Origin of the sequence: Streptomyces afghaniensis (assembly GCF_044327915.1) — a bacterium.
Classification (GTDB): domain Bacteria; phylum Actinomycetota; class Actinomycetes; order Streptomycetales; family Streptomycetaceae; genus Streptomyces; species Streptomyces afghaniensis.
Map to the genome: position 1 here is coordinate 362,244 of NZ_JBIRGJ010000001.1, position 25,441 is coordinate 387,684.

Sequence of the window (25,441 nt, forward strand, 5' to 3'; positions counted from 1 at the left end):
ACAGGCGCCCCAGCCGACTGTCGCTGCACCCATTGACAGCGCTTTCTGCTGCCCTTAAGTTGCCGCGAAGTTACCGGTAAGAGCTCGAAAGTTTCGGTTCCGCGTCCCATGCCACGGGAGGCCCGAGCATGAGCACGTCCACCACATCGGCCCCGCCGGGCACCGAGGATCCGCCGCCGGCCAGAGCAGCACCCCGACGCGGCAAGCGGGATCCCGCCCGGACCGGCTGGCGGCGGGCGCTGCGCCGCGACTGGCAGTTGTACTCGCTGGCGATCCTGCCGCTGCTGTTCTTCCTGGTCTTCCGCTATCTGCCGATGATCGGCAACGTCATCGCCTTCCGGCGTTTCGAGCCGGGCGGGTCGATCTTCGGCGAGGAGTGGGTGGGGCTGCGCTATGTGCAGATGTTCCTCAACGACCCCACCTTCTGGCAGGTGTTCCGCAACACCCTGTGGATCGGCGGGCTCACCCTGCTGTTCTGCTTCCCGGTCCCCATCGTGCTGGCACTGCTGCTCAACGAGGTGCGCCGGCGCTCCCTGAAGCGGTTCGTGCAGTCGGTGTCGTACCTTCCGCACTTCCTGTCGATCGTGATCGTCGCGGGCATCACGATGCAGATGCTGGCCAGCGACGGCCCGGTCAACCACATCCTCGGCTGGTTCGGGCACGAGCCGATCCGCTTCATCCAGGAACCCGAGTGGTTCCGCACGATCTACGTCGGCTCGGAGATCTGGCAGACCGCCGGCTGGGGCACGATCCTCTACCTCGCCGCGCTCACCACGATCGACGAGGACTTGTACGAGGCCGCGCGCATCGACGGCGCCAACCGCTGGCAGCAGATCTGGCACGTCACCCTGCCCGGCATCCGGCCCACCATGGTGACGCTGCTGATCCTCAACATCGGCACGTTCATGGCGGTCGGCTTCGAGAAGGTCCTGCTGCTGTACAACCCGCTGACGTACCCGACCGCCGACGTGATCTCGACGTACGTCTACCGGGCCGGTGTGGAGTCCAACAGCTTCAGCTACGCCGCCGCCATCGGACTGTTCGAGGCGGTCATCGGCCTGGTCCTCATCACGTCCGCGAACCAGCTCTCGCGCCGCACAGTGGGGACGAGCCTGTGGTGAAGCCGAGTCGTTCCTACCGGGTCTTCCAGGGCGTCAACGGCGTCATCCTCACCCTGGTCGTGATCGTCACCCTGTACCCGTTCGCCAACATCATCGCCCGCTCGTTCAGTGCGGAGCGGCAGATCCGGGCCGGTGAAGTGACGCTCTGGCCCGAGGGGTTCAACCTCACCACGTACAAGATCGTGTTCGAGGACTCGATGTTCTGGCGCAACTACGGCAACACCGTGCTGTACACGGTCGTCGCGACCGTCGTGGCCATGGTCCTGACCACCTGTTACGCCTACGTCCTGTCCAAGAAGCACCTCAAGGGACGCGGCGTCCTGGTCGGCGTCGCCGTGTTCACCATGTTCTTCACCGGGGGCCTGATCCCCAACTACGTCCTCGTCAGCAGCCTCGGCCTGAAGAACAGTGTCTGGGCCATCGCGCTCCCCAACGCCATCAGCGTGTTCAACCTGCTGGTGATGAAGGCCTTCTTCGAGAGCCTGCCGACCGAACTGGAGGAAGCCGCGCAGATCGACGGCCTGAGCACGTACGGCGTTCTGCTGCGGATCGTGCTGCCCCTGTCGAAGGCGGTCGTCGCGACGATGGTGCTGTTCTACTCGGTGTCCTTCTGGAACTCCTGGTTCAGCGCCTTTTTGTACATGGACAAATCCGAGCTGATGCCGGTCACCGTCTATCTGCGCAACCTCATCTCCGGCGCAACGACGGGCGGCAACGCCGGTGCCGCCGACGCGCAGCTCAGCCAGGTGGGGGCGAACATCCAGGCGGTCACGATCGTGCTGACCTCGCTGCCCATCCTCTGTGTCTATCCGTTCGTCCAGCGCTACTTCGTCTCGGGCGTGATGCTCGGCGCGGTCAAGGGCTAACAAAGGAGTGCCCGTGTCATCCCTGAACAACGCAGGACAGTTGTCGCGGCGTCAGATCCTGTCCGCCGCCGGTTTCATCGGCCTGGCCACCCTCACCGGCTGCGGCAGCGGCGACGACGACGGGGACTCCAAAGACCTGTCGAAGAAGAGGAACGGCGCGATGAAGGAGTACCGCGTCGGCCAGCAGTTCAAGGCGACCAAGCCGCTGTCCTTCTCGCTCCTGCACAACAACAACCCCGTCTACCCGATGAAGAGCGGCTGGCTGTTCTGGAAGGAGCTCTCCCGGCGCACCGGCGTCACCTTCGAACCCGTCGCCGTCCCCCTGGTCGACTACGAGAAGAAGCGCAGCGTCCTGATCGGCTCGGGTGACGCCCCGTTCCTGATCCCCAAGACGTACCACCCCTCGGAGGTCGCGTTCGTGTCGTCGGGCGCGATCCTCCCGGTCAGCGACTACGTGCACCTGATGCCCAACTTCCGGGACAAGGTGAGGCGCTGGAAGCTGCAGCCGGAGATCGACTCCATCCGGCAGTCCGACGGCAAGTTCTATCTGCTGCCCGGCCTGCACGAGAAGGCCAGATCCGGCTACTCGCTGGCGCTGCGCACGGACGTCCTCGACCGGCTCGGGCTGAACCTGCCCACCACTTGGGACGAGGTGTACGAGGTCTTCAAGGCGATCAGGGAGGAGTACCCGGACCGCTACCCGTTCTCCGACCGCTGGAGCAAGAACACGCCCTACCCGGCCGCCGCCCTCTTCAGCTACCTGGGCCAGGCGTACGGGGTCCGGGCCGGATGGACGCACAACCCCATCGACTGGGACGCGAACGCGGGGAAGTTCGTCTTCACCGGAGCCACGGACGCCTACCGGCAGATGATCGAGTTCGTGCGGAAGCTGGTCGCCGAGAAACTGGTGGACCCGGAGAGCTTCACCCAGACCGACGACGAGGCCGCGCAGAAGCTGCTGGGCGAGAAGTCGTTCGCGATCAGCGCCAACCCGCAGGTACTGGTGCAGGAATACCGGTTCAACCTGGAGAAGCAGGTCAAGGGAGCGAAGATCGAGATGATCCCGGTGCCGCTCGGGCCTGCCGGCCCGGTCGTGCTGGGCGGCGTCCGACTGGAGAACGGCGTCATGATCTCCAGCAAGGCGCTCAAGAGCGACAGCTTCGTCGCGATGATGCAGTTCGTGGACTGGCTGTGGTACTCGGACGAGGGCCAGCGGTTCGCGCGGTGGGGCGTCGAGGGTGTCACCTACACCCGCTCCGGAAGCCGGTACCAGCCGAAGCAGGGCATCAGCCTCATGGGCTCCGCCCCCGACGCCCCGAAGGACATGCAGAAGGACTTCGGCTTCTACAACGGCGTCTTCGCCTACGGCGGCAGCTGGGAACTCGTCTCCTCCATGTTCAGCCCCGACGAGAAGAAGTTCCAGGACGCGATGTCCGGGCGCCAACAGACGCCCATCGCCCCGGCCCACCCGCTCCAGTCCTTCGAGCAGGAACAGGCGACCCTCTGGGACACCCCGCTCAAGGACACCGTCATCCAGAACACCCTCCAGTTCGTCCTCGGCAAACGGCCCCTGTCCGAATGGAACGCCTACCTCGCCGAACTGAAGTCGAAGAACATGCAGCAGCTCGTCGACCTGCACAACAAGGCGTACGAGCGGTTCAAGAAGGAGAACGGGTGATCCGCCTCCCCGACTCCGGCACCGGAGCTCCCGCATGAGCACCGTACGCACCTCCGACTTCGGCACCGGAGCCCTCTCCCGTGCCTCCGCCCTGATCCACACCGTCCTCACCGTCGAGGCGCTGCTGCTCCTGGCCGCCTCCCCGGGCCTGGCCGGGCTGCTCCTCCTTGGCCCCGACCCCGCCAACCTCCCCCTCGCGGCCCTGTGCCTGCTGCCCCTCGGACCGGCCCTGTCCGCCGCGCTCTACGCCCTGCACCACCGCAGCCGCGACCTCACCGAGCTGCACCCGGCCCGCGCCTACCTGCGCGGCTTGCGGCTCAACGCCGTACCGGCGCTGAAGCTGTGGGCACCCCTGCTGGCCTGGCTGACGGTCATCGCCTTCACCCTGACCCACTTCTCCGCCACGGGCCTTCCCGACTGGTGGGCGTTGCTGCTTGCGGCAATCGGCGCCGGTTCCCTCCTCTGGGGCGCGCACGCCCTCGTTCTCACCTCGCTGTTCGCCTTCCGCGCCCGGGACACCGCCCGCCTCGCCGGGTACTTCCTGTTCCGGCACGGCCGCGCCACCCTCGCCGCGGCCTCCCTGCTCGTCCTGGCGGCCGCGCTGACCGCCCTGCTGACCGAGGCCCTGCCCGCTCTGCTGGCCGCCCCGCTGCTGCTGTCCCTGCTGCACGGCAGCCGCGCGGTGATCACCGAGACCCAGAAGGACTTCACGGCATGACCGCGCCCCGCACGCCGAAGATCCCGTACGGCGGTGACTACAGCCCCGAGCAGTGGCCCGAGACCGTCTGGGACGACGACCACCGCCTGTTCACCCGGGCCGGCATCGACACGCTCACCGTCGGCGTCTTCACCTGGTCCCTCACCCAACCCGCCCCGGACACCTACGACTTCACGGTCCTGGACCGCATCCTGGACCGGGCCGCCGCCGAAGGGCGCCAGGTCTGTCTGGCCACCGGCACCGCCGCCCTCCCGCCCTGGCTCGCCAAGCGGCACCCCGAGGTCAACCGCACCGACTTCGAGGGCCGCCGCCACCGCTACGGCCAGCGCCACAACTTCTGCCCCAGCTCACGGGCGTACCGCGAGCACGCCACCGCGCTGGCCTCCCGCCTCGCCGAGCGGTACGCCGACCACCCGGCCCTGCTCGCCTGGCACATCAACAACGAGTACGGGGGCGCCTGTTACTGCGAGCTGTGCGCCGAGGCGTTCCGGGAGTGGCTCCGCGACCGGCACGGCACCCTCGACGCCCTCAACGACGCCTGGTGGACCACCTTCTGGTCGCACCGCTACACCGGCTGGGACCAGATCGAGCCGCCGAACGCCCTCACCGAGCACTGGCGCGGCCCCGACCACACCGCTTTCCAGGGCATCACCCTCGACTGGTTCCGCTTCACCACCGACGCCCTCCTCGGCTGCTTCCTGGCCGAGAAGGAGGTGATCCGCGCCCACGACCGGGACACGCCCGTCACCACCAACTTCATGGGCACCTTTCGCCCCCTCGACTACCACCGCTGGGCGCTCCACCTCGACTTCGCCTCCTGGGACAACTACCCGCCCCTCGACGCCCCGCCGACCCGGCCCGCCCTCGCCCACGACCTGATGCGCGGCCTGAAGGGCGGCGCCCCCTTCTGGCTCATGGAGCAGACCCCGTCCACGACGGCCTGCCGTGACGTCAACCCGCTCCGGCGCCCCGGCGAGCTCCGCCTCGCCACCTTCCAGGCCATCGCCCACGGCGCGGACGCCGCCCTCTACTTCCAGATGCGCGCCTCCCGGGGCGCCTGCGAGAAGTACCACGGGGCGGTCATCGGCCACGCGGGCCGCGACGACACCCGTGTCTTCCTCGAAGTGGCGGAACTGGGAAGGGAGTTGGAAGCCCTGGGCGGCCGGATCACCGGCGCCCGCACCCCGGCCCGCACCGCTCTCCTCTTCGACTGGGACAGCTGGTGGGCCCTGGAGATCTCCGACGGCCCGTCCCGGCTGGTCAAGTACCCCGACGTGGTCCACGCCTACTACCGGGCCGCCCGCGAGGCCGGCGCCGACGTGGACGTGATCCCGCAGACCGCCGACCTCACGCCCTACGACGTGGTGCTCGCCCCCGCCCTCCACATGGTCAAGGGCGACCTCGCCACCCGCCTCGAAGACGTGGCCGCACGCGGCGGCACGGTCCTGACCACCTTCCTTTCCGGCCGCGTCGACGAGCACGACCGGGCCTTCCTCACCGATGTCCCCGGCCCGCTCGCGCCGCTGACGGGCATCCGCGTGGACGAATGGGACGCCCGCCCACCGGAGTTCACCCAGACCGTCCCCGAGCTCGGAGCAGAGGCCCGGCTGGTCTTCGAGATCGTGCTGCCGCGCGGAGCCGAACCCGTCGCCACCTACGGCACCGACTTCTACGCGGGCACCCCGGCCGTCACCCGCAACCCGTACGGGGACGGCGAGGGCTGGTACGTCGCCACCGCCCTCGAACAGCCGGGCGTCGACCAGGTCGTCCGCCGGATCCTGGCCCGCCACGACCTGCTCGGCCCCTACGCCGACCACCCGGAGGTCGAGACGGCGACCCGGGTCGCCCCCGACGGCACCCGACTGCTCTTCCTCCTCAACCACGCCCCCGTACCGGCCCACCTGACCACCCACACCACCGCCACCGACCTGCTCACCGGCAAGCAGGTGGACCAGGGCGAACCCCTGGTCCTCGACCCCCTGGGCGTGGCGATCCTTCAATAGATGCGCCGCACGTGTGCGTCCGGCACACCCGCCTTCCGGAAGAAGTAGCTGTTGATCTGATCGCGCCACTCGCGGGCACTGCGGAGCTGCTCCTCGAAGAGCTCCGTCACCCGCCTGTGGCGCGCGGGGTCGACGAGGTCCCCGAGTCCGGCCCACACCTCCCGGGCCGCCTCCACCTCCTCGACCCCTTCGAAGTGCGTGTCGTAGATGTGCTGGATCACCGTCTTCCCACTGGCCAGCATGTGCGTGTACGGCACGTGGTGGAAGAACAGCAGCAGCTCGTCGGGGCAGGTGTCCGCGGACTCGTAGACCTCGGCCCACGGCTTGCCGTACTGCCCGGCGTACCCGGTGCCGGTCGCCACGCTGCGGTCGACGCCGACCCCGTCCCGGTCGGCGAAGTGGTACGTCCCCCACGGGCTGTACTCGTACCCGTCCACGCTCGGCCCGTAGTGGTGCCCCGGCTGCACCATGAATCCCACGCCCAGGGGAGCGGTGTACTTCTCGTACGTCCGCCAGGAACCGTCCAGGACCGCGTGCAACCCGGCGGACAGGCGCTCGGAGGCCTCCGGGAAGGTCAGCCCGATCCACTCGTCGAGCACCTCCCGCGGTTCGGCGTCCGGCCGCCAGGCCAGCCGTCCGAAGGTGTACAGGTTGGCCTGGGCGAGGGGATGCCCGGTCCAGAACGGATCGTCGCCGGCGTTGGACACGGCGACCAGCCCGCCCCGCGCCCGTTCCCCCACGGACGACTCCGGTCCGTGCCGGAACCGCAGCACCTCGCTCCACATCGGCCCCAGCCAGCAGACGTGCCGCTGCTGCCCGGTGTACTCCTGGGTGACCTGCAACTCCACCGCCAGCCGGGTGCGCGGCATCGCGCCGATCAGCGGCGAGACCGGCTCGCGCACCTGGAAGTCCATCGGCCCGTGCTTCACCTGGAGCACGGCGTTCGGCGCGAACTCGCCGTCCAGCGGCACGAAATGGTCGTACGCGGCCCGGGCCCGGTCCGTCGTGCGGTCCCGCCAGTCCTGGCGGTGGTCGTAGACGAACGCCCGCCAGTGGACGGTGCCGCCGTACGGCCCCACAGCGGCGGCCAGCAGGTTCGCCCCGTCCGCGTGACTGCGGCCGTAGGCGAACGGGCCCGGCTGGCCCTCCGAGTCGGCCTTCACGACGTACCCGCCGAAGTCGGGGATCGCCTCGTACACCCGCCGGGTCGCGGCGGCCCACCAGCCCCGCACCGCCTCGTCCAGCGGATCGGCCGTGGGAAGCCCGCCGAGCACCACCGGCGCGGCGAAGGACACGGACAGGTGTGTGCGGACCCCATAGGGCCGCAACACATCGGCGATCGCGGCCACTTCGCCGATCCGGTCGGTCAGCAGGTGCGCCTCGGTCTCGTGGACGTTGACGTTGTTGACGGCGACCGCGTTGATCCCGCACGCCGCGAGCAGCCTGCCGTACGCCCGCACCCGCTCCAGGTCGCCGCGTGCCCGCCCGTCCTCCCAGAACAGCGAGCCGCCCGCGTACCCGCGCTCGACCTGGCCCATGACCGGGTGCACGGCGACGTTGTCCCAGTGGTCGAGCATGCGCAGGGCGAGCGCGGGGCGATGCGTCCGGGGCGCCCACGCACCGGTGAACGCCGCCTCGCCGAGACGTACGACGTGGAACAGGCCGTACAGCAGCCCCCGCCCGCCGGAGGCGGTGACGGTCGTCGTGCCGCCCTCACGCGCGCACGCGAAGCCCTCGTCACCGAGGCTCTCGTCACCGAGGCTCTCGTCACCGAGGCTCTCGTCGCCGAGGTCGAGGACCAGGTCGTAGGTACCGTCCGATCCGGCACCCCGTTCGACCCGGCCCCCGAACCGCCGGCAGGCCTCCGCCACCTCCCCGTGCACCGTCTCCGCCAGCGGCCCCGAGCCACGGATCAGCGTCCGCCGGCTGCCGACCGCACGGAAGGCGGCGGGCGGCAGCCAGGCCGGGTCGACACCCTCGGGCAGGACGGGCACGGGAAGCGGCATGAGACCCCCAACTCGGCTGCTCAGGCGAGCAGTTCGACCTCCGCCAGCGTGCCCTCGCCGTCGAGGACCAGGCGGTACTTCTCGTACGTACCCGGTGACCTCACGCTGAACGCGCGTGTCTGTCTGTCCCAGGCGAAGGTCTCCCCGGAGCGCCGGTCCAGCGTCCGCCAGGTCGTACCGTCGAAGGAGCCCTGGAGCGTCCAGCCGGCCGGTGCCTTCGCCCGGTCCGCCGACGACGTCAGCGTGTACTGGACCGCCTCGGCGCGCTCGGGGACCGGCAGGTCCACGGACGTCACCGCCGCGTCCGTCGCCGAGGTGTCGTCGAACAGGGCGCCCTCACCGTCGAGCACGTCCGCGCGGGGCGTCGGCACCTCGTCGTCCCGTGTGATCGACACCGGCGCCGCGTGCCGGCCCGTGCCCCAGGACGACGGCCGCGGACCCATGTCGAACTCCAGCACGCCGCCCCTGGCGACCAGCGAGTGGGGCAGCGAGGTCTTCGTCCACGTCCGGCCGTTGACCTTCAGCCCCTGCACGTACACGTTCCGCGCGCTGTTCTCCGGCGCCTTCACCACCAGCTCGCGTCCGTTCTCCAGATGAACGGTCGCCTTCTTGAACAGCGGGGAGCCGATCGCGTACTCGCCGCTGCCCATCACCAGCGGGTAGAAGCCGAGCGCGGAGAACAGGTACCAGGCCGACTGCTCGCCGTTGTCCTCGTCGCCGTGGTACCCCTGCCCGATCTCGCTGCCGGTGTAGAGACGGGACAGCACCTCGCGGACCTTCTCCTGCGCCTTCCAGGGCTGCCCGGCCGCGTCGTACATGTAGATCGCGTGGTGGGCGACCTGGTTGGAGTGCCCGTACATGCCCATCCGCACGTCCCGCGCCTCGGTCATCTCGTGGATGACACCGCCGTAGGAGCCGACGAACTCGGGGGAGGCGGTCTCCGGCGTGGAGAAGTACGCGTCGAGCTTGTCGGCGAGACCCTTCCGGCCGCCGTAGAGGTTCGCCAGGCCCCGACTGTCCTGAGGGACACTCACGGAGTACCCCCACCCGTTGGTCTCGGTGTAGTCGTGGCCCCACACCCGCGGGTCGTACTTGGACGACTCGACCCGCCAGTCGCCCTCGGCGTCGCGGCCCTGGAAGAAACCGGCCTCGGCGTCGAAGAGGTTCACATAGCCGCGGGCCCGGTTCAGGAAGTACTCCGACTCCTCCTTGTAGCGCCGCTCACCGGTCTCCTCGTACAGCTTCCGGCCCATGCGGGAGATGCCGTAGTCGTTGAGGTAGCCCTCCAGCGCCCAGGACAAGCCCTCGTGGGTCTCGGTGCTCGTGTAGCCGAGGAAGGGGGAGGTGGCCATGCCCTTGCGGCCGACGCCCGAGCTCGGGGGTACGACCGTCGCGTTCTTCACGGCCGCGTCGTACGCCGCCTTCGCGTCGAAGTCGACACCCTTGACGTACGCGTCCGCGAAGGCCACGTCGGAGGACGTGCCCGTCATGAGGTCGGCGTAGCCGGGGGAGGACCAGCGCGAGGTCCAGCCGCCGTCCTTGTACTGCTGCACGAACCCGTCGACCAGCTCACCCGCCCTGCCGGGCGTGAGGAAGGAGTACGCCGGCCAGGTCGTCCGGTAGGTGTCCCAGAAGCCGTTGTTGACGTACACCTTGCCGTCGACGATCTTCGCGCCGGTGTGCGTCGGGGTGTCCGGGTTCGGCATGGGGGAGAAGGGCGAGGCGTACCGGTACTTCCCGCCGACCTTCTCGAAACCGGAGTTCGGGTACAGGTACAACCGGTACAGGCCGGAGTACAGCGTCGTCAGCTGGTCGGGGGTGGCGCCCTCGACCTCCACCGTGCCGAGCAGCCGGTCCCACTGCCGCTGGGCGCTGCGCTTCACCGCCTCGAAGGAGGTGCCGTCCGGGATCTCCTGGCGGAGGTTGTCCTCGGCCTGGTCGACGCTGATGAGCGAGGTCGCCAGGCGCAGGGTGACGGTCCGGTCGTCGGCCTGGAAGCGGAGGTGGCCCTTGACGCCGGACGCCGAGCCCTCGGTGACCGGCTTGTCGAACTCGCCGTAGACGAACAGCCGGGTCGCGCCCGTCGACAGTCCGGACTTCACGTCCGAGTAGCCGGTGACGACCCCGTTCTCCTCGTCCAGGGTCAGCCCCGCCTGGTCCGTCACGTTGTCGAAGAGGACACTCGCGTCGTCACCCGGATAGGTGAACCGCAGGGCCGCCGCGTGATCGGCCGGCGCCATCTCGGCCTTCAGCCCGTTCTCGAACCGCACCCCGTAGTAGTACGGCCGCGCGGTCTCGTTCTCGTGCCGGAAGGCCAGTTCCCGCGCCTCCCGGCCGGTGTCCGGGGTGCCGGAGGCGGCCGACGGCATCACCTGGAAGGTCTGCCGGTCGCCCATCCAGGGGCTCGGCTCGTGGCTCGCGCTGAACGCCTGGATCGTCGACAGGTTGTCCGCGTTGTTCGCGCGTGCGTAGTCGTACAGCCAGCTCAGCGAGCCCGCGTTGGTCACCGGCGTCCAGAAGTTGAAGCCGTGCGGCACCGCCGTCGCCGGGAAGTTGTTGCCCCGCGAGAAGCCGCCGCTGGAGTTGGTGCCGCGCGTCGTCACCGCGTAGTCGGACAGATGCGCTTTCGGCCGCTCGGGAGCGACGGACTCGATGGTCACGTCGTCCAGCCAGCCCCGGAACCTCGCCGGGCCCTCGGGGGAGTCGTACGCCACCAGGATCCGGTCCACGGTCTTCCCGGCCGCCACCGACCCGATCCGCGCGGCCACGTTGTTCCACTGGTTGACGTAGAGGACCTTCGCCGCGCCCTGCCCCCGCGGGGTCAGCGGGAAGCCGTGCTGGTCCGTCGCCCCCAGGTCGCTCAGGTGGGTGCCGTCGGTGAAGGCGAGGTCGACGGAGACGTTCGTCGCGTCGTAGTCGAGGTCGCCGTCCGCCATCGACGGGAAGACGCGATAGGCCAGCCGCGTGTCCCGGCCGACGGCCACGTTCACGTCGAAGACCTTGTTGTACGAGTACGCCCGCCCGTCGGCGATGTGCCGGCCGGCGTAACGCAGGGCGCGCTTTCCGGTGAACCCGGCACCCGCCTTGGCGGTGGGGGAGCCGCTCGGGCCGCGGTCCACGAGGGAGAGCATGTCCTGCGGGACGGGTCCGTCGCTGCCGCCCGTGGAGAACTGGACGTCGGCGAGCTGGAGGATGTCGCCGCCGTTGTTGCCCGTGACGTCGAGCCGGAAGTGCCGGTACTCGGCCGGTTCCGCCACGTCATACGTCTTCGTCTGGAACCGTTCGGAGAAGGACGCCCCGGAGCGGGTGTCGAGCGTCTTCCACTCCTTGCCGTCGGCGGAGCCCTTCAGGGTCCAGTCCTTCGGGTCGCGCTCGTCGTGGTCGTTGGCCGACGTCAGTGCGTATCGCACCACTTTGAGCGGCTTGTCCAGGTCGAACTCCGCCCAGCCGGTGGGCTCGAAGGTGAGCCACTTGGTGCTCGGCTCGCCGTCGACGAGGTTCTCCTTCACTTCGCCCCCGCCCGTGTTCTCGCCGCTCGCCCGGACATCGGTGACATGGTCGGTCACATTGCCCGGTATGCCGCTGTTGTAGCCACCGTCGACACCCGAGGCGCGTTTGCCGCCGTCCGGGTCCGTGTCGACGGTGTTCAGCCAGTCCGGAACCGGGTCATCCGCCTCGAAGGAGGACGCGAACCTCCGGTCGGCCTTCCCGGGGGCTTCGGGCAGTGCGACCGCAACGCCCTGGGACCCCAGGGCCACAGCGAAGGCGGTCGCCGACACGACCGCCGTACCCCATCTGTGCCGAGCTTTCCGTTGCATCAACGGGTACCCTCCCTGCGCAGTGGACAACGTTGTCAACTTCGATGCGCAAGCACCAGTAGTTGCCCAAGTGCCGAGGAGTGTCAAGGGTGTTGGTTGTGGCATTCAGGGGTGACGACCGGGATTTTTCCGCCGCGGAGGTGACAGGCCGCTCGACTTTCCGCGAGGTCTCAACTCGGATAAGACCCACGGCCAACCCTGTGTTCGATGTTGATCCGCTGGCGGGAAGTGGACTATACCTGTCGCACGCTTCACACGATCCGCACGTCTCCACCCGCACTTTCCTGCACGACCCAGCTTGACCCGATCGCGGTGCCGGAAGGATCCGGTTCACCGCCTGAGTCCTGGAGAAGGCGAGGACTTGAGCATGGGATCCACTTCCGCCGAGAACCACGGCACCGAGGGTGTCGGCCGCCGTGATCTGATCAAAAGGTCCGCCGCGCTCGGGCTGATCTCCGTTCCCACGATGAGCTTCCTGTCCGCCTGCGCCAGCAGCGGCGGCGACGACAGCGGGGACAAGGCCAAGGCCGGCAAGAAGACCGCGAAGAACCCGCTCGGCGTCAACGACACCGCGGGCATGGAATTCGTCCTGTTCGACGGCGGTTTCGGCAAGGAGTACGCCGAGGACGCCGTGAAGATCTACGAGAAGAACTTCCCCAAGGTGAAGGTGAAGTTCTCCGCCACCCAGAAGATCCAGTCCACTCTCCAGCCCCGCTTCAACCAGGGCACACCGCCGGACCTCATCGACAACTCCGGCGCCGAGCAGATGGACATGGGCGTCCTGGTCGGCAAGAACCAGCTCACCGACCTCACCCCGCTGCTGGACGCGCCCTCCTACGACGACCCGAACAAGAAGGTCCGCGACACGCTGCGCCCCGGCATCGTCGAGATGGGCCAGTTCGACGGCGAGAAGGTCTGGATCCTCTACTACGCCTACACGGTCTACGGCGTCTGGTACTCGCAGAAGGCCCTGGACTCGCTCGACGAGCAGTACCCCGAGACCTGGGACCAGATGCTCGCGGTCTGCGAGAAGGCCAAGAAGAAGGGCATGGCCGGCTGGACATACGCGGGCAAATACCCCTACTACCTCCCCTTCTCGCTCTACCCGATGATCGGCAAGGTCGGCGGCCGCGAAGTCCTCGACGCGATCGACAACCTGGAGCCGAACGCCTGGAAGCACCCGGCCGTCAAGGCCTGCTTCGACGCGTATTACGAGCTCTACAAGAAGGGCTACGTCCTCAAGGGCACCCCGGGTCTGGACCACATCCAGTCGCAGACGGCCTGGGCCGAGGGCAAGGCGCTGTTCATCCCGAACGGCTCCTGGGTGGAGAACGAGTCGGCGAAGGTCATCCCGAAGGACTTCGACCTGGCCGTCTCCGCGCCCACCGGCCTGGACTCCTCCGACAAGATGCCCTTCGGCACCATCTGGGCCTCAGGCGGCGAGCCCTTCATCGTCCCGGCGAAGGCGAAGAACGCCGAGGGCGGCATGGAGCAGCTGCGCATCATGCTCAGTGAGGCGTCGTCGAAGAACTTCACCAGCAAGGTGAAGTCACTGACCGCGTACAACGGCGGCACCGACGGCATCGCCCTCACGCCGGGTCTGAAGTCGGGCGTCGCGGCGCTGGACAAGGCCGGCGAGAACGTGGTGAACCCCCGCCTTCAGGACTGGTACGTGCAGTTGCAGAAGGAGAAGATCGGCGTCTCCGGCCTCGGCGAGATGATGGCCGGCCGCCTCACCCCCGCCGAGGCCATCAAGAAAATCCAGGGCTTCGCCGACGAGGCCGCCAAGGACGACTCCATCAAGCACTACAAGCACCAGTAACAGCACCGGAAACCCAATTTCCGCAACGGCACCGGAGTGGCGATGCAGCACGGCAAGTACCGGTTCATCGTGGGCTTCCTCGCGCTGCCCCTGGGACTGTACGCGCTCTTCGTGGTCTGGCCGTTCATCCAGTCCATCTACTACTCGTTCACGGACTGGACCGGCCTGAGCCCCGAATTCAAGATGGTCGGTTTCGACAACTACAGCCGGCTGCTCGACGACGAGATCTTCTGGAAGTCGTTGCAGCACAGCCTGCTGTTCGCCCTCCTGCTGCCGGTGGTGACGATCGGCCTCGCGCTGTTCTTCGCCTTCATGATCAACGTGGGCGGCAGAAAGAGAAAGAACGGCCCGGTCGTCACCGGTGTCCGCGGCTCCTCCTTCTACAAAATCGTCTACTTCTTCCCGCAGGTCCTCTCGATCGCCATCGTCGCGCTGCTGTTCGCGTTCGCGTACAACCCGGACAGCGGCGCGATCAACTCGGTCCTGCGCGGGATCGGCCTCGGCGACGTCCAGCCGCTCTGGCTGGGCGACCCCGACCTGGCCCTGTGGGCCGTCATGGCGGTCCTCGTCTGGTCCACGGTCGGCTTCTTCGTGGTCCTCTTCTCCGCCGGCATGGCCTCCATCCCGGCGGACATGTACGAGGCGGCCCTGCTGGACGGCGCGAACCGCTTCACCACGTTCTTCCGCATCACCCTGCCCCTGCTGTGGGACACGGTGCAGTCCGGCTGGGTCTACATGGGCATCCTCGCCCTGGGCGCCGAGTCGTTCGCGGTCGTGCAGATCATGACGACCGGGCCGGGCGGTCCCGACTACTCGACCACCGTCATGGTCCTGTACGTGTACCAGAAGGCGTTCCGTGACGGGCAGGCCGCCTACGCCACCACCATCGGCGTCGCCCTGCTCGTCGTCACGCTGGCCTTCGCCGCCGTGGTGATGCGGCTGGGCCGTCGCGAGCGGCTGGAGTACTGATGAAGACGACGGAGAGCCCTGCGCCCGTGCCCGCCGAGTCCGGCGCACCCGTCACGAAGACGGACACCCCGCCGGGACCGCCCCCGAAGGAGAAGAAGGAAGGCACGGTTCTCAACGCCTTCTCCCACGGCATCCTGGTCATCTGGGCGGTCATGGTGGTCATGCCGCTGCTGTGGGCGGTGATGACGTCCTTCAAGGACGACCGGTCCATCTTCAGCTCCCCCTGGTCGCTGCCGGACACGCTGCACTTCGACAACTGGTCGCGGGCGTGGACCGAGGCCAACATGAGCGACTACTTCCTCAACACGGTCCTCGTGGTCGGCGGTTCCCTCATCGGCACGCTCGTCCTCGGCTCCATGGCGGCCTACGTCCTGGCCCGTTTCGACTTCCCGGGCAACCGCTTCATCTACTTCCTGTTCATCGGCGGCATGAGCTTCCCGATCATGCTGGCGCTGGTCCCGCTGTTCTACGTCGTGAACAACATGGGCCTGCTGAACACCATCCACGGGCTGATCCTCGTCTACATCGCCTACTCCCTCCCCTTCACGGTGTTCTTCCTGACGGCGTTCTTCCGCACGCTGCCGACATCGATCGCCGAAGCGGCCTTCGTCGACGGCGCCTCGCACAGCCGGACGTTCTTCCAGATCATGCTCCCCATGGCCAAGCCGGGCCTGGTCAGCGTCGGCATCTTCAACTTCCTGGGCCAGTGGAACCAGTACATGCTCCCCACGGTCCTGAACACCGACCCCGACAAGCGCGTCCTCACCCAGGGCCTCGTCCAGCTGGCGGTCAGCCAGGGCTACAAGGGCGACTGGTCGGGCCTCTTCGCGGGCCTGGTGATGGCGATGCTCCCGGTCCTGGCGGCGTACATCATCTTCCAGCGCCAGGTGGTGCAGGGGCTGACGGCGGGGGCGCTGAAGTAACTTCTGCGTGTTCCCAGGACCCGGGCACTGACGCTGAGGCCGGGGCGCTGCGCAACTCGGCGCGACGAGGTGCCGCTGCGCCCACCCGTGCCGCCCTTAGCGGCACGATTGCCCGCAGCTCAGGCGAGACGCGCCCGCACCCGCGTACGCACGGAAGGGGACGTGTCGGGGGGTGTCCGCCCGCAGCGGTTGGCGCGTCAACGGACGGTGAGTCGGTACGCAACCCCATCGCGCCGTTCCGAGGACGGACACCCCCCGGCGCGGCCCCGACCCACCACCGCCGCGCAGGCGCAAGGGCGCACCCCCACCGAAGCAGCCACAGGCCGCCGCAGGCACCCCGCCCCCCCGCCGGAGGTCCCCGTAGCCCTCCGCGACCACACGCACACACCGGGGAATCAGCTCAACCTCTTGACGGGAGGCAACCCGAACGGCTCAGCTTAGAGTTCACTAGTTGGACATGGACGGGGTCTCATCGAAGCGGCCCCGCGCGCAGGAGGTCGTCGTGGAGACTCCGGGGTCGCAGTCGTCGCTGCACCGAGCCAACCTGGAGCGGGTCGTACGAGCCGTGCGCCTGGCGGGCTCCCTCACCCAGGCCGAGATCGCGCGGACGACGGGCCTGTCCGCCGCGACGGTGTCCAACATCGTCCGGGAGTTGAAGGAAGGCGGCACGGTCGAGGTCACACCCACCTCGGCGGGCGGCCGCAGGGCCCGCAGCGTGTCCCTCAGCGGGGACGCCGGCATCGTCATAGGGGTCGACTTCGGCCACACCCACCTCCGCGTCGCCATCGGCAACCTCGCCCACCAGGTCCTGGCCGAGGAGTCCGAGCCTTTGGACGTCGACGCCTCGTCCACCCAGGGCTTCGACCGCGCGGAACAGCTGGTCACCCGCCTGATCGAGGCCACCGGCGTCGACCGCTCCAAGATCGCCGGCGTCGGCCTCGGCGTCCCCGGCCCAATCGACGTCGAGTCCGGCACCCTCGGCTCGACCGCCATCCTCCCCGGCTGGACCGGCACCAAGCCCGCCGAGGAGCTGCGCGAGCGGCTCGGCGTACCCGTGCACGTGGACAACGACGCCAACCTCGGCGCCCTCGGCGAGATGGTCTGGGGCAGCGGCCGCGGCGTGCGCGACCTGGCGTACATCAAGGTCGCCAGCGGTGTCGGCGCGGGCCTGGTGATCAACGGCAAGATCTACCGAGGCCCGGGCGGTACCGCCGGAGAAATCGGACATATTACACTCGACGAGTCCGGCCCCGTATGCCGCTGCGGAAACCGCGGCTGCCTGGAGACCTTCGCGGCCGCGCGCTACGTGCTCCCGCTCCTCCAGTCCAGCCACGGCACCGACCTGACGATGGAAGGCGTCGTACGGCTCGCGCGGGACGGAGACCCGGGCTGCCGTCGGGTGATCGCCGACGTCGGCCGCCACATCGGCAGTGGAGTCGCCAATCTCTGCAACCTGCTGAACCCGAGCCGGGTGGTCCTCGGCGGTGATCTCGCCGAGGCCGGTGAGCTGGTGCTCGGGCCGATCCGGGAGTCCGTGGGCCGCTACGCCATTCCCAGCGCGGCACGCCAGCTTTCCGTTCTCCCCGGGGCACTCGGCGGCCGTGCGGAGGTGCTCGGAGCGCTCGCGCTGGCCCTCAGCGAGATGGGCGATTCAACACTTTTGGACGGGACCGCGGTCGGGGCCCTGCAGGTGGCGACCCCTGCCTTCACTTAGAGAACGGATGGCACCGTTGCCATCTCGTTAAGGATTTACTTCTTGACGTCGCACGTGTGGCCGAGTTGACTTCCAGCCACCTCGGCCGCAATGTCGCGGCCTCGTCAGGGAGGTTTCTGAAGTGAACACGCGTATGCGTCGCGCCGCTGTTGCGATTGCCGCCGGTGCGATGGCCGTTTCGCTTGCTGCCTGTGGCAGCGCCAAGGAGTCCGGCGACAACGCCGACTCCACCGGGTCCGCCAAGAAGGGCGACGCCATCAAGGTCGGCCTGCTCCTTCCGGAGAACGCGACCGCTCGGTACGAGAAGTTCGACCGGCCGCTGATCCAGAAGAAGGTGAAGGAACTCACCAACGGCAAGGGCGAGGTCGTCTACGCCAACGCCAAGCAGGACGCCAGCACGCAGAACCAGCAGGTCGACACGATGGTGACCAACAAGGTCGACGTGCTGATCGTGGACGCGGTGGACTCCAAGGCCATCGCCGGCTCGGTGAAGAAGGCCAAGGACGCCGGCATCCCCGTCGTCGCCTACGACCGCCTGGCCGAGGGCCCGATCGACGCCTACACCTCGTTCGACAACGAGACCGTCGGCAAGACCCAGGGCGAGGCCCTGCTGAAGGCCCTGGGCTCCAAGGCCAAGGACGGCCAGATCGTCATGATGAACGGGTCGTCCACCGACCCCAACGCCGCCCAGTTCAAGAAGGGCGCGCACTCCGTCCTCGACGGCAAGGTGAACATCGGCCGCGAGTACGACACCAAGGAGTGGAAGCCGGAGAACGCCAACGCCAACATGGAGGGCGCCATCTCCGCCCTCGGCAAGGACAAGATCATCGGCGTCTACTCCGCCAACGACGGCATGGCGGGCGGCATCATCACCGCCCTGAAGGCCGCCGGCATCGCCGACATCCCGGTCACCGGCCAGGACGCCGAACTCTCCGGCGTGCAGCGCATCGTCACCGGTGAGCAGTACATGAGCGTCTACAAGCCCTACCCGCAGGAGGCGGACGTCGCGGCCGAGATGGCCGTCGCCCTCGCCCAGGGCAAGTCGCTCGACTCGATCGCCAAGGACAAGGTCGACAGCCCGACCACCAAGGCCATCCCGTCCGTCCTGGTCCCGGTCGTCTCGCTGACCAAGGACAACATCAACGACACCGTCATCAAGGACGGCATCTACACCGTGAGCGAGATCTGCAGCGGCAAGTACAAGGCCGCCTGCGACAAGATCGGCCTCAAGTAAGCAGCCGTCAGGTCCCCCCGAGGGAGGGGTACGGGAGTCCGCCTCCGGACTCCCGTCGCTCCCTGTCTCCGGTCACTGACGTGACCCGTACGGGACCAGGCTGCCCCGAGTTCCTCCGGCGCCCCGCCACACCAGCCCCGCAAGCTCTGCGGGGCGTCGGAGTGATCACTCCTCCCACACTTCTGCACAACCTCCCGCCGGGTCAGGCGGCGAAGGAGATGGTTCACGTGTCCGCTACGCCCGTGCTGGCGTTGCGCGGGGTCTCCAAGCGGTTCGGTGCCGTACAGGCGCTCACCGACGTAGAGCTTGAGGTCCACGCCGGTGAAGTGGTCGCCCTGGTGGGCGACAACGGCGCCGGAAAGTCCACGCTGGTCAAGACGATCGCCGGCGTGCACCCCATCGATGAGGGCGTCATCGAATGGGACGGCAGGTCCGTCCAGATCAACAAGCCGCACGACGCCCAGAACCTGGGCATCGCGACCGTCTACCAGGACCTCGCGCTGTGCGACAACATCGACGTCGTCGGCAACCTCTACCTGGGCCGGGAGATCCGCAAGCGCGGTGTCCTGGACGAGGTGGAGATGGAGCGCCGCTCCCGCGAGCTGCTCGACACGCTGTCGATCCGCATTCCCAGCGTGCGCATCCCGATCGCCTCGCTCTCCGGCGGCCAGCGCCAGACCGTGGCCATCGCCCGGTCCATGCTCGGCGAGCCCAAGCTGGTCATCCTCGACGAGCCCACCGCCGCCCTCGGCGTCGAGCAGACCGCGCAGGTCCTCGACCTGGTCGAGCGGCTGCGCGAGCGCGGCCACGCCGTGATCCTCATCAGCCACAACATGGCCGATGTGAAGGCCGTCGCGGACAAGGTCGCCGTGCTGCGCCTCGGGCGCAACAACGGCGTCTTCGAGGTCAAGTCGACCTCGCAGGAAGAGATCATCTCCGCCATCACCGGCGCCACCGACAACGCCGTGACCCGCCGTGCGGCGCGCACGAACGGGGAGGTTTCCAAGTGAGCATCGACAAGACCTCCGCGGCCACGGGAGCCCCCGAAGACCACGTCGTGGAGAACCCCGAGGCGGCCAAGGCCGCCGTCACGGTCGTCGACCCCCGGCTGCTCGTGCGCGAGCAGGGCCTCGCCGGCTACGTCACCGAGTTCAAGCGGAAGATGAAGTCCGGTGACCTGGGGTCCATCCCGGTCGTCATCGGCCTGGCCATCATCTGGATCATCTTCCAGAGCCTGAACTCCAACTTCCTCACCGCGGGCAACCTGTCCGACATGTCCGTCGCCATGGTCGGCACGGGCATGATCGCCGTCGGCATCGTGTTCGTGCTGCTGCTGGGCGAGATCGACCTGTCGGTCGGCTCGGTCAGCGGTGTCGCGGGTGCGAGCTTCGCCGTGCTGAACGTCACCAACGGCATGAACGAGTGGCTCGCCTTCGTGCTGGCCATCGTCACCGGCACGGTCGCCGGCACGCTGCACGGCTTCTTCTTCGCGAAGATCGGCGTCCCGGCGTTCGCCGTCACCCTGGCCGGACTGCTGTTCTGGAACGGCTTCATGCTCCAGATCCTGGGCGACAACGGCACGATCAACCTCGACCCGGACGGGGTCGTGGCCCAGCTGACCAGCTACTACTTCTCGGACGTGGCGGCCGCGTACGGCCTGGCCGCCGTGGTGACCGCCGGGTTCTTCCTCAGCTCCTTCCTCGGCAACCGGCGCCGTGAGGCCGCCGGAGTGCCGTCGCGGCCGCTGAGCGAGACCATCGTGCGGACGGTGCTGCTGGCGATCGTCGCGTTCGCCGTCGCCATCGTCTTCAACCAGTACAAGGGCCTGCCGCTGGCCGTGGTGATCTTCATCGTGGTGCTGCTGGTCACGGACTTCGTGCTGCGGCGCACGGCGTACGGGCGGAAGGTGTTCGCACTCGGCGGCAGCGTCGAGGCGTCGCGCCGTGCCGGTATCAACGTGGAGATGGTCCGGATCTCGGTGTTCGCGATCTCCGGGACGTTCGCGGCGGTCGGCGGTCTGTTCATCGCGTCGAAGATCGCCGCGGCGAACCAGGGCGCCGGTGGAGGTGACCTGCTGATGAACGCGATCGCGGCCGCGGTGATCGGCGGTACGTCGCTGTTCGGCGGCCGTGGACGGACGTGGAACGCGCTGCTCGGTGTGCTGGTGATCGTGTCGATCCAGTACGGGCTCGCTCTGGAGGGCATCGCCTCTCCGGTGCAGTACATGATCACGGGTGGTGTGCTGTTGGCCACGGTGGTGATCGACGCGGTGACGCGCAAGACGCAGAAGACCGCGGGGCGCGCGTAGCTCCGAAGAACACGACTGTGCCCGGCACCGAAAGGTGCCGGGCACAGTCATGTCGTAGGTGTGGCACAACTTGGGTACAGCCGAACGCGTGACGTACGACGCATGGCCTCGGCGCCGCCCGCCAAGGCGGAACATTAGACTCGACAAGCCCGGCAACAGCTCTACTGCAAGGAGGCACGGGTGCCGCTGCTGACCCGTATCAGGGGACCGCGCGATCTGGACCGGCTCAGCCTGGAGGAGCTGAACCAGCTGGCGGAGGAGATCCGGACCTTCCTTGTCGAAGCGGTCTCCAAGACCGGCGGTCACCTCGGCCCCAACCTCGGCGTGGTGGAGCTCACCATCGCCCTGCACCGGGTCTTCGAATCGCCCAAGGACAAGGTGCTCTGGGACACCGGTCACCAGTCCTACGTGCACAAGCTGCTCACCGGCCGTCAGGACTTCTCGAAGCTGAAGATGAAGGGCGGCCTGTCCGGCTACCCCTCGCAGGCCGAGTCCGAGCACGACATCATCGAGAACTCGCACGCCTCGACCGTCCTCGGCTGGGCCGACGGCATCGCCAAGGCCAACGAGCTCCTCGAGCGCGACAGCCACGTCGTCGCCGTGATCGGTGACGGCGCGCTGACCGGCGGCATGGCCTGGGAAGCGCTCAACAACATCGCCGACGCCAAGGACCGGCCCCTCGTCATCGTCGTCAACGACAACGAGCGCTCCTACGCGCCGACCATCGGCGGCCTCGCCAACCACCTGGCGACCCTGCGCACCACCGACGGCTACGAGCGCTTCCTGGCCCGCACCAAGGAGGTCCTGGAGCGCACCCCGGTCGTCGGACGGCCGCTCTACGACACCCTGCACGGCGCCAAGAAGGGCCTGAAGGACTTCATCGCCCCGCAGGGCATGTTCGAGGACCTCGGCCTGAAGTACGTCGGCCCGATCGACGGGCACGACCTGGAGGCCCTGGAGTCCGCGCTCGCGCGGGCCAAGCGGTTCGGCGGGCCGGTCATCGTGCACTGCCTCACCGAGAAGGGCCGCGGCTACCAGCCCGCCCTCCAGGACGAGGCCGACCGCTTCCACGCCGTCGGCAAGATCCACCCCGACACGGGCCTGCCGATCGCCTCCTCCGGCGCCGACTGGACGTCCGTCTTCGGCGAGGAGATGGTCAAGCTCGGCGAGGAGCGCGAGGACATCGTCGCCATCACCGCCGCCATGCTCCAGCCGGTGGGCCTGGACAAGTTCGCCAAGCGCTTCCCGGAGCGGGTCTACGACGTCGGCATCGCCGAGCAGCACGGCGCCGTGTCCGCCGCGGGCCTGGCGACGGGCGGTGTGCACCCGGTGTTCGCGGTGTACGCCACCTTCCTCAACCGCGCCTTCGACCAGGTGCTGATGGACGTGGCCCTGCACAAGTGCGGGGTGACCTTCGTCCTGGACCGGGCGGGTGTCACCGGCACCGACGGGGCGTCCCACAACGGCATGTGGGACATGTCGATCCTCCAAGTGGTGCCGGGGCTGCGGCTGGCCGCGCCGCGTGACGCCGACCAGGTCCGCGCCCAGTTGCGGGAGGCCGTGGCCGTCGACGACGCGCCGACCGTGGTCCGCTTCTCCAAGGGCGCCGTGGGTCCCGCAGTTCCCGCCGTGGGCCGGGTCGGTGGCATGGACGTGCTGCGCGAGCCCGGCACCGACCGGCCCGATGTGCTGCTGGTCTCCGTCGGCGCCCTCGCGCCGATGTGCCTGGAGATCGCCGGCCTGCTCGACAAGCAGGGCATCTCCACCACCGTCGTCGACCCGCGCTGGGTCAAACCCGTCGACGAGGCCATGGCCCCGCTCGCGGAGCGGCACCGCGTGGTCGTCACCGTCGAGGACAACAGCCGGGTCGGTGGTGTCGGTTCGGCGATCGCGCAGGCGCTGCGGGACGCGGGCGTCGACGTGCCGCTGCGCGACTTCGGCATCCCGCCGCGCTTCCTCGACCACGCCTCGCGTGCCGAGGTCATGGCCGAGATCGGCCTCACGGCACCGGACATCGCCCGCCAGGTGACCGGCTTGGTCGCCAGGCTTGACGGCAGGTACGAGCGCTCCGCGGCCGACGCCGTCGACTCCGTGGAGCCCGCGCGCGACTGACGCCGCCGAATGGGCCGGTTGCACCACTGCCAAGGGTGGCGCAACCGGCCCATTGGCGTGAACTCGTCCCCGCCGGGGCATACGGATGGTGCCCCCTCTCGATCATGTCGAGGACGACAAGCGTGGGAGGTACCCCGTGAGCAGCACCCTCTTCCGGACGAAGAAGGTCGAGCAGTCCATCCTCGACACCGAGGAGCCAGAGCACGCGCTCAAGAAGTCCTTGTCCGCGCTGGATCTGACCGTCTTCGGCGTCGGCGTGATCATCGGCACCGGCATCTTCGTCCTCACCGGAACAGTCGCGAAGAACAATGCCGGGCCCGCGGTGGCCCTGGCGTTCGTCGCGGCCGGCGTCGCGTGCGCCCTGGCCGCGCTCTGTTACGCCGAGTTCGCGTCGACGGTCCCGGTCGCCGGGTCCGCCTACACGTTCTCGTACGCCTCCCTCGGTGAGCTGCCCGCCTGGATCATCGGCTGGGACCTGGTCCTGGAGTTCGCGCTCGGTACGGCGGTGGTGGCCGTCGGCTGGTCCGGCTACATCCAGTCGCTCATGGACAACGCGGGCTGGGAGATGCCCGCGGCCCTGGGCAGCAGAGAGGGCTCGGACGTCTTCGGCTTCGACATCCTCGCCGCCGCGCTCGTCCTCGTCCTCACCGTCATCCTCGTGCTCGGCATGAAGCTGTCCGCGCGGATCACGTCGCTGGTCGTCGCCATCAAGGTGACGGTCGTCCTCGTCGTGATCATCGCGGGGGCGTTCCTCATCAAGGGTGCCAACTACGACCCGTTCATCCCGAAGGAGAAGGCGGTGGAGGCCGGGAAGAGTCTCGACGCCCCCCTGATCCAGCTCATGTTCGGCTGGGCGCCCTCCAACTTCGGCGTGATGGGCATCTTCACCGCCGCCTCCGTCGTGTTCTTCGCCTTCATCGGCTTCGACGTCGTGGCCACGGCGGCGGAGGAGACCCGGAATCCGCAGCGCGACATGCCGCGCGGCATTCTCGGCTCCCTGCTGATCTGCACCACGCTGTACGTTCTCGTGTCGATCGTGGTCACCGGCATGCAGCACTACAGCCGGCTGTCGGTGGACGCGCCGCTCGCCGACGCCTTCAAGGCCACCGGGCATCCCTGGTACGCGGGCTTCATCAGCTTCGGCGCCGCGGTCGGTCTGACGACGGTCTGCATGATCCTCTTGCTCGGTCAGACCCGGGTGTTCTTCGCGATGAGCCGTGACGGGCTGCTGCCGCGGTTCTTCTCGCACGTCCACCCGCGGTTCAGGACCCCGCACCGGCCGACCATCCTGCTCGGCGTGATCATCGCGATCCTGGCCGGCTTCACTCCGCTGACGGAGCTCGCCGCGCTGGTGAACATCGGCACGCTGTTCGCCTTCGTGGTCGTCGCCATCGGTGTGCTCGTCCTCCGCAGGACCCGCCCCGACCTGCACCGGGCGTTCCGCACACCGTGGGTGCCGGTCATCCCGATCCTGTCGGTGTGCGCCTCACTGTGGCTGATGATCAACCTGCCGGCGGAGACGTGGGTGCGGTTCGCCATCTGGATGGTCGCCGGGTTCGTCGTGTACTTCCTCTACGGCCGCACACACAGCCGCCTCGCGAAGGGAGAGGCAACGAAGCCGGAGGAGGCGCTCTAGCGCGCTCCCTGCGCCTGCTCGCGGGTGGTGGGGCGGGGCCGCGCCGGGGGTCCGTCCCAGCACCGGGTCGCGCAGCGCCCCCCCAGTGCCCCTACGGCCGTACCGACCTTGGCCCCGCCACCTCCGCCCCCAGTTCCCCGACCCGCCTCCGCAGCTCCCGGTCCGCCGTGATCACCAGTACGGAACGGTCACCGGCCGACGCGACCACCTCCACGATGTGGTCGTCCCCACTGCCCGGCGCCGACTCCACCCGCACCCCCGCCACGGACTCCACCCTGCGCGCCGCCCCCTCCACGACGAGCACGATCTCCACCGCCCCGGCGGCGGCCAAACCTGGCACGCCGTCCGACGCCAACCGGTCCCGCAACCGCTCCGCCGCGCCCTTGCGGTCCCGCCACCAACCGTCCGGCACCGACCCGACGACATTCGCGGCGTCGACGACGACAAGCAGGGGAGCGTTGCTGTTCATGTGGTCAGGGTCGCACGGCGGATCCCGGCCGGGCAGGGGGCGGG

The 25,441-nt window shown here is 68.6% G+C and carries 17 protein-coding genes; 14 read left to right on the forward strand and 3 right to left on the reverse strand.

What is annotated here, in order from left to right; translation table 11 throughout:
* Positions 1-128: 128 nt before the first annotated feature.
* Genes ACH4G3_RS01535 through ACH4G3_RS01555 form a run of 5 tightly spaced genes read left to right on the forward strand, consistent with a single transcriptional unit; the run spans position 129 to position 6,386 of the window.
* Entirely contained in the window at positions 129-1,121 is a 993-nt protein-coding gene (locus ACH4G3_RS01535; protein ID WP_397622542.1) for an ABC transporter permease, read from the forward strand.
* A complete protein-coding gene (locus ACH4G3_RS01540; RefSeq protein WP_397622543.1) occupies positions 1,115-1,987 on the forward strand; it encodes a carbohydrate ABC transporter permease in 873 nt (290 codons plus the stop codon). The genes ACH4G3_RS01535 and ACH4G3_RS01540 overlap by 7 nt, the downstream gene beginning before the upstream one ends.
* Positions 1,988-2,009: 22 nt before the next feature.
* Positions 2,010-3,665: an ABC transporter substrate-binding protein gene (locus ACH4G3_RS01545; RefSeq protein ID WP_397623352.1), complete on the forward strand. Its 1,656-nt coding sequence runs from the start codon at positions 2,010-2,012 to the stop codon at positions 3,663-3,665.
* A gap of 34 nt (positions 3,666-3,699) precedes the next feature.
* Positions 3,700-4,383, forward strand: a complete 684-nt coding sequence (locus ACH4G3_RS01550) for a hypothetical protein (RefSeq protein ID WP_397622544.1) — start codon at positions 3,700-3,702, stop codon at positions 4,381-4,383.
* Positions 4,380-6,386 (forward strand): beta-galactosidase, encoded by a 2,007-nt coding sequence (locus ACH4G3_RS01555; protein WP_397622545.1) that lies wholly within the window; start codon positions 4,380-4,382, stop codon positions 6,384-6,386. The genes ACH4G3_RS01550 and ACH4G3_RS01555 overlap by 4 nt, the downstream gene beginning before the upstream one ends.
* Here ACH4G3_RS01555 and ACH4G3_RS01560 read toward each other — a convergent pair.
* Together ACH4G3_RS01560 and ACH4G3_RS01565 are read right to left on the reverse strand one after the other, a co-directional pair.
* Positions 6,380-8,392 (reverse strand): alpha-glucuronidase, encoded by a 2,013-nt coding sequence (locus tag ACH4G3_RS01560; protein WP_397622546.1) that lies wholly within the window; start codon positions 8,390-8,392, stop codon positions 6,380-6,382. The genes ACH4G3_RS01555 and ACH4G3_RS01560 overlap by 7 nt on opposite strands.
* A 20-nt stretch (positions 8,393-8,412) precedes the next feature.
* Complete coding sequence (locus tag ACH4G3_RS01565) at positions 8,413-12,210, reverse strand: GH92 family glycosyl hydrolase (protein ID WP_397622547.1); 3,798 nt, start codon at positions 12,208-12,210, stop codon at positions 8,413-8,415.
* Positions 12,211-12,577: 367 nt separating this feature from the next.
* Here ACH4G3_RS01565 and ngcE point away from each other — a divergent pair, with 367 nt between their 5' ends.
* The 9 genes from ngcE to ACH4G3_RS01610 all read left to right on the forward strand — a co-directional run bounded on the left by ngcE (position 12,578) and on the right by ACH4G3_RS01610 (position 24,928).
* Positions 12,578-14,032, forward strand: a complete 1,455-nt coding sequence (ngcE, locus tag ACH4G3_RS01570; RefSeq protein ID WP_020273747.1) for an N-acetylglucosamine/diacetylchitobiose ABC transporter substrate-binding protein — start codon at positions 12,578-12,580, stop codon at positions 14,030-14,032.
* A gap of 42 nt (positions 14,033-14,074) precedes the next feature.
* On the forward strand, positions 14,075-15,001 hold the full coding sequence (locus ACH4G3_RS01575) for a carbohydrate ABC transporter permease (RefSeq protein WP_397622548.1): 927 nt from the start codon (positions 14,075-14,077) through the stop codon (positions 14,999-15,001).
* A complete protein-coding gene (locus ACH4G3_RS01580) occupies positions 15,001-15,924 on the forward strand; it encodes a carbohydrate ABC transporter permease (protein WP_397622549.1) in 924 nt (307 codons plus the stop codon). The genes ACH4G3_RS01575 and ACH4G3_RS01580 overlap by 1 nt, the downstream gene beginning before the upstream one ends.
* 502 nt (positions 15,925-16,426) lie before the next feature.
* Complete coding sequence (locus ACH4G3_RS01585; RefSeq protein ID WP_397623353.1) at positions 16,427-17,638, forward strand: ROK family transcriptional regulator; 1,212 nt, start codon at positions 16,427-16,429, stop codon at positions 17,636-17,638.
* Between the two features lie 133 nt (positions 17,639-17,771).
* Complete coding sequence (locus ACH4G3_RS01590; RefSeq protein ID WP_354748619.1) at positions 17,772-18,872, forward strand: ABC transporter substrate-binding protein; 1,101 nt, start codon at positions 17,772-17,774, stop codon at positions 18,870-18,872.
* A 218-nt stretch (positions 18,873-19,090) separates the two neighbouring features.
* Positions 19,091-19,882, forward strand: a complete 792-nt coding sequence (locus tag ACH4G3_RS01595) for an ATP-binding cassette domain-containing protein (protein ID WP_010033972.1) — start codon at positions 19,091-19,093, stop codon at positions 19,880-19,882.
* A complete protein-coding gene (locus ACH4G3_RS01600) occupies positions 19,879-21,180 on the forward strand; it encodes a sugar ABC transporter permease (RefSeq protein WP_354748519.1) in 1,302 nt (433 codons plus the stop codon). Before ACH4G3_RS01595 ends, ACH4G3_RS01600 begins: the two co-directional genes overlap by 4 nt.
* A gap of 180 nt (positions 21,181-21,360) precedes the next feature.
* The gene (gene dxs / locus ACH4G3_RS01605; RefSeq protein ID WP_397622550.1) at positions 21,361-23,292 is read left to right on the forward strand and encodes a 1-deoxy-D-xylulose-5-phosphate synthase; all 1,932 of its coding nucleotides are present in this window, start codon (positions 21,361-21,363) and stop codon (positions 23,290-23,292) included.
* Positions 23,293-23,428: 136 nt separating this feature from the next.
* Complete coding sequence (locus tag ACH4G3_RS01610) at positions 23,429-24,928, forward strand: amino acid permease (RefSeq protein ID WP_397622551.1); 1,500 nt, start codon at positions 23,429-23,431, stop codon at positions 24,926-24,928.
* A 91-nt stretch (positions 24,929-25,019) separates the two neighbouring features.
* Here ACH4G3_RS01610 and ACH4G3_RS01615 read toward each other — a convergent pair whose 3' ends face one another.
* The gene (locus tag ACH4G3_RS01615) at positions 25,020-25,397 is read right to left on the reverse strand and encodes a PIN domain-containing protein (protein WP_397622552.1); all 378 of its coding nucleotides are present in this window, start codon (positions 25,395-25,397) and stop codon (positions 25,020-25,022) included.
* Between the last annotated feature and the right edge of the window lie 44 nt (positions 25,398-25,441).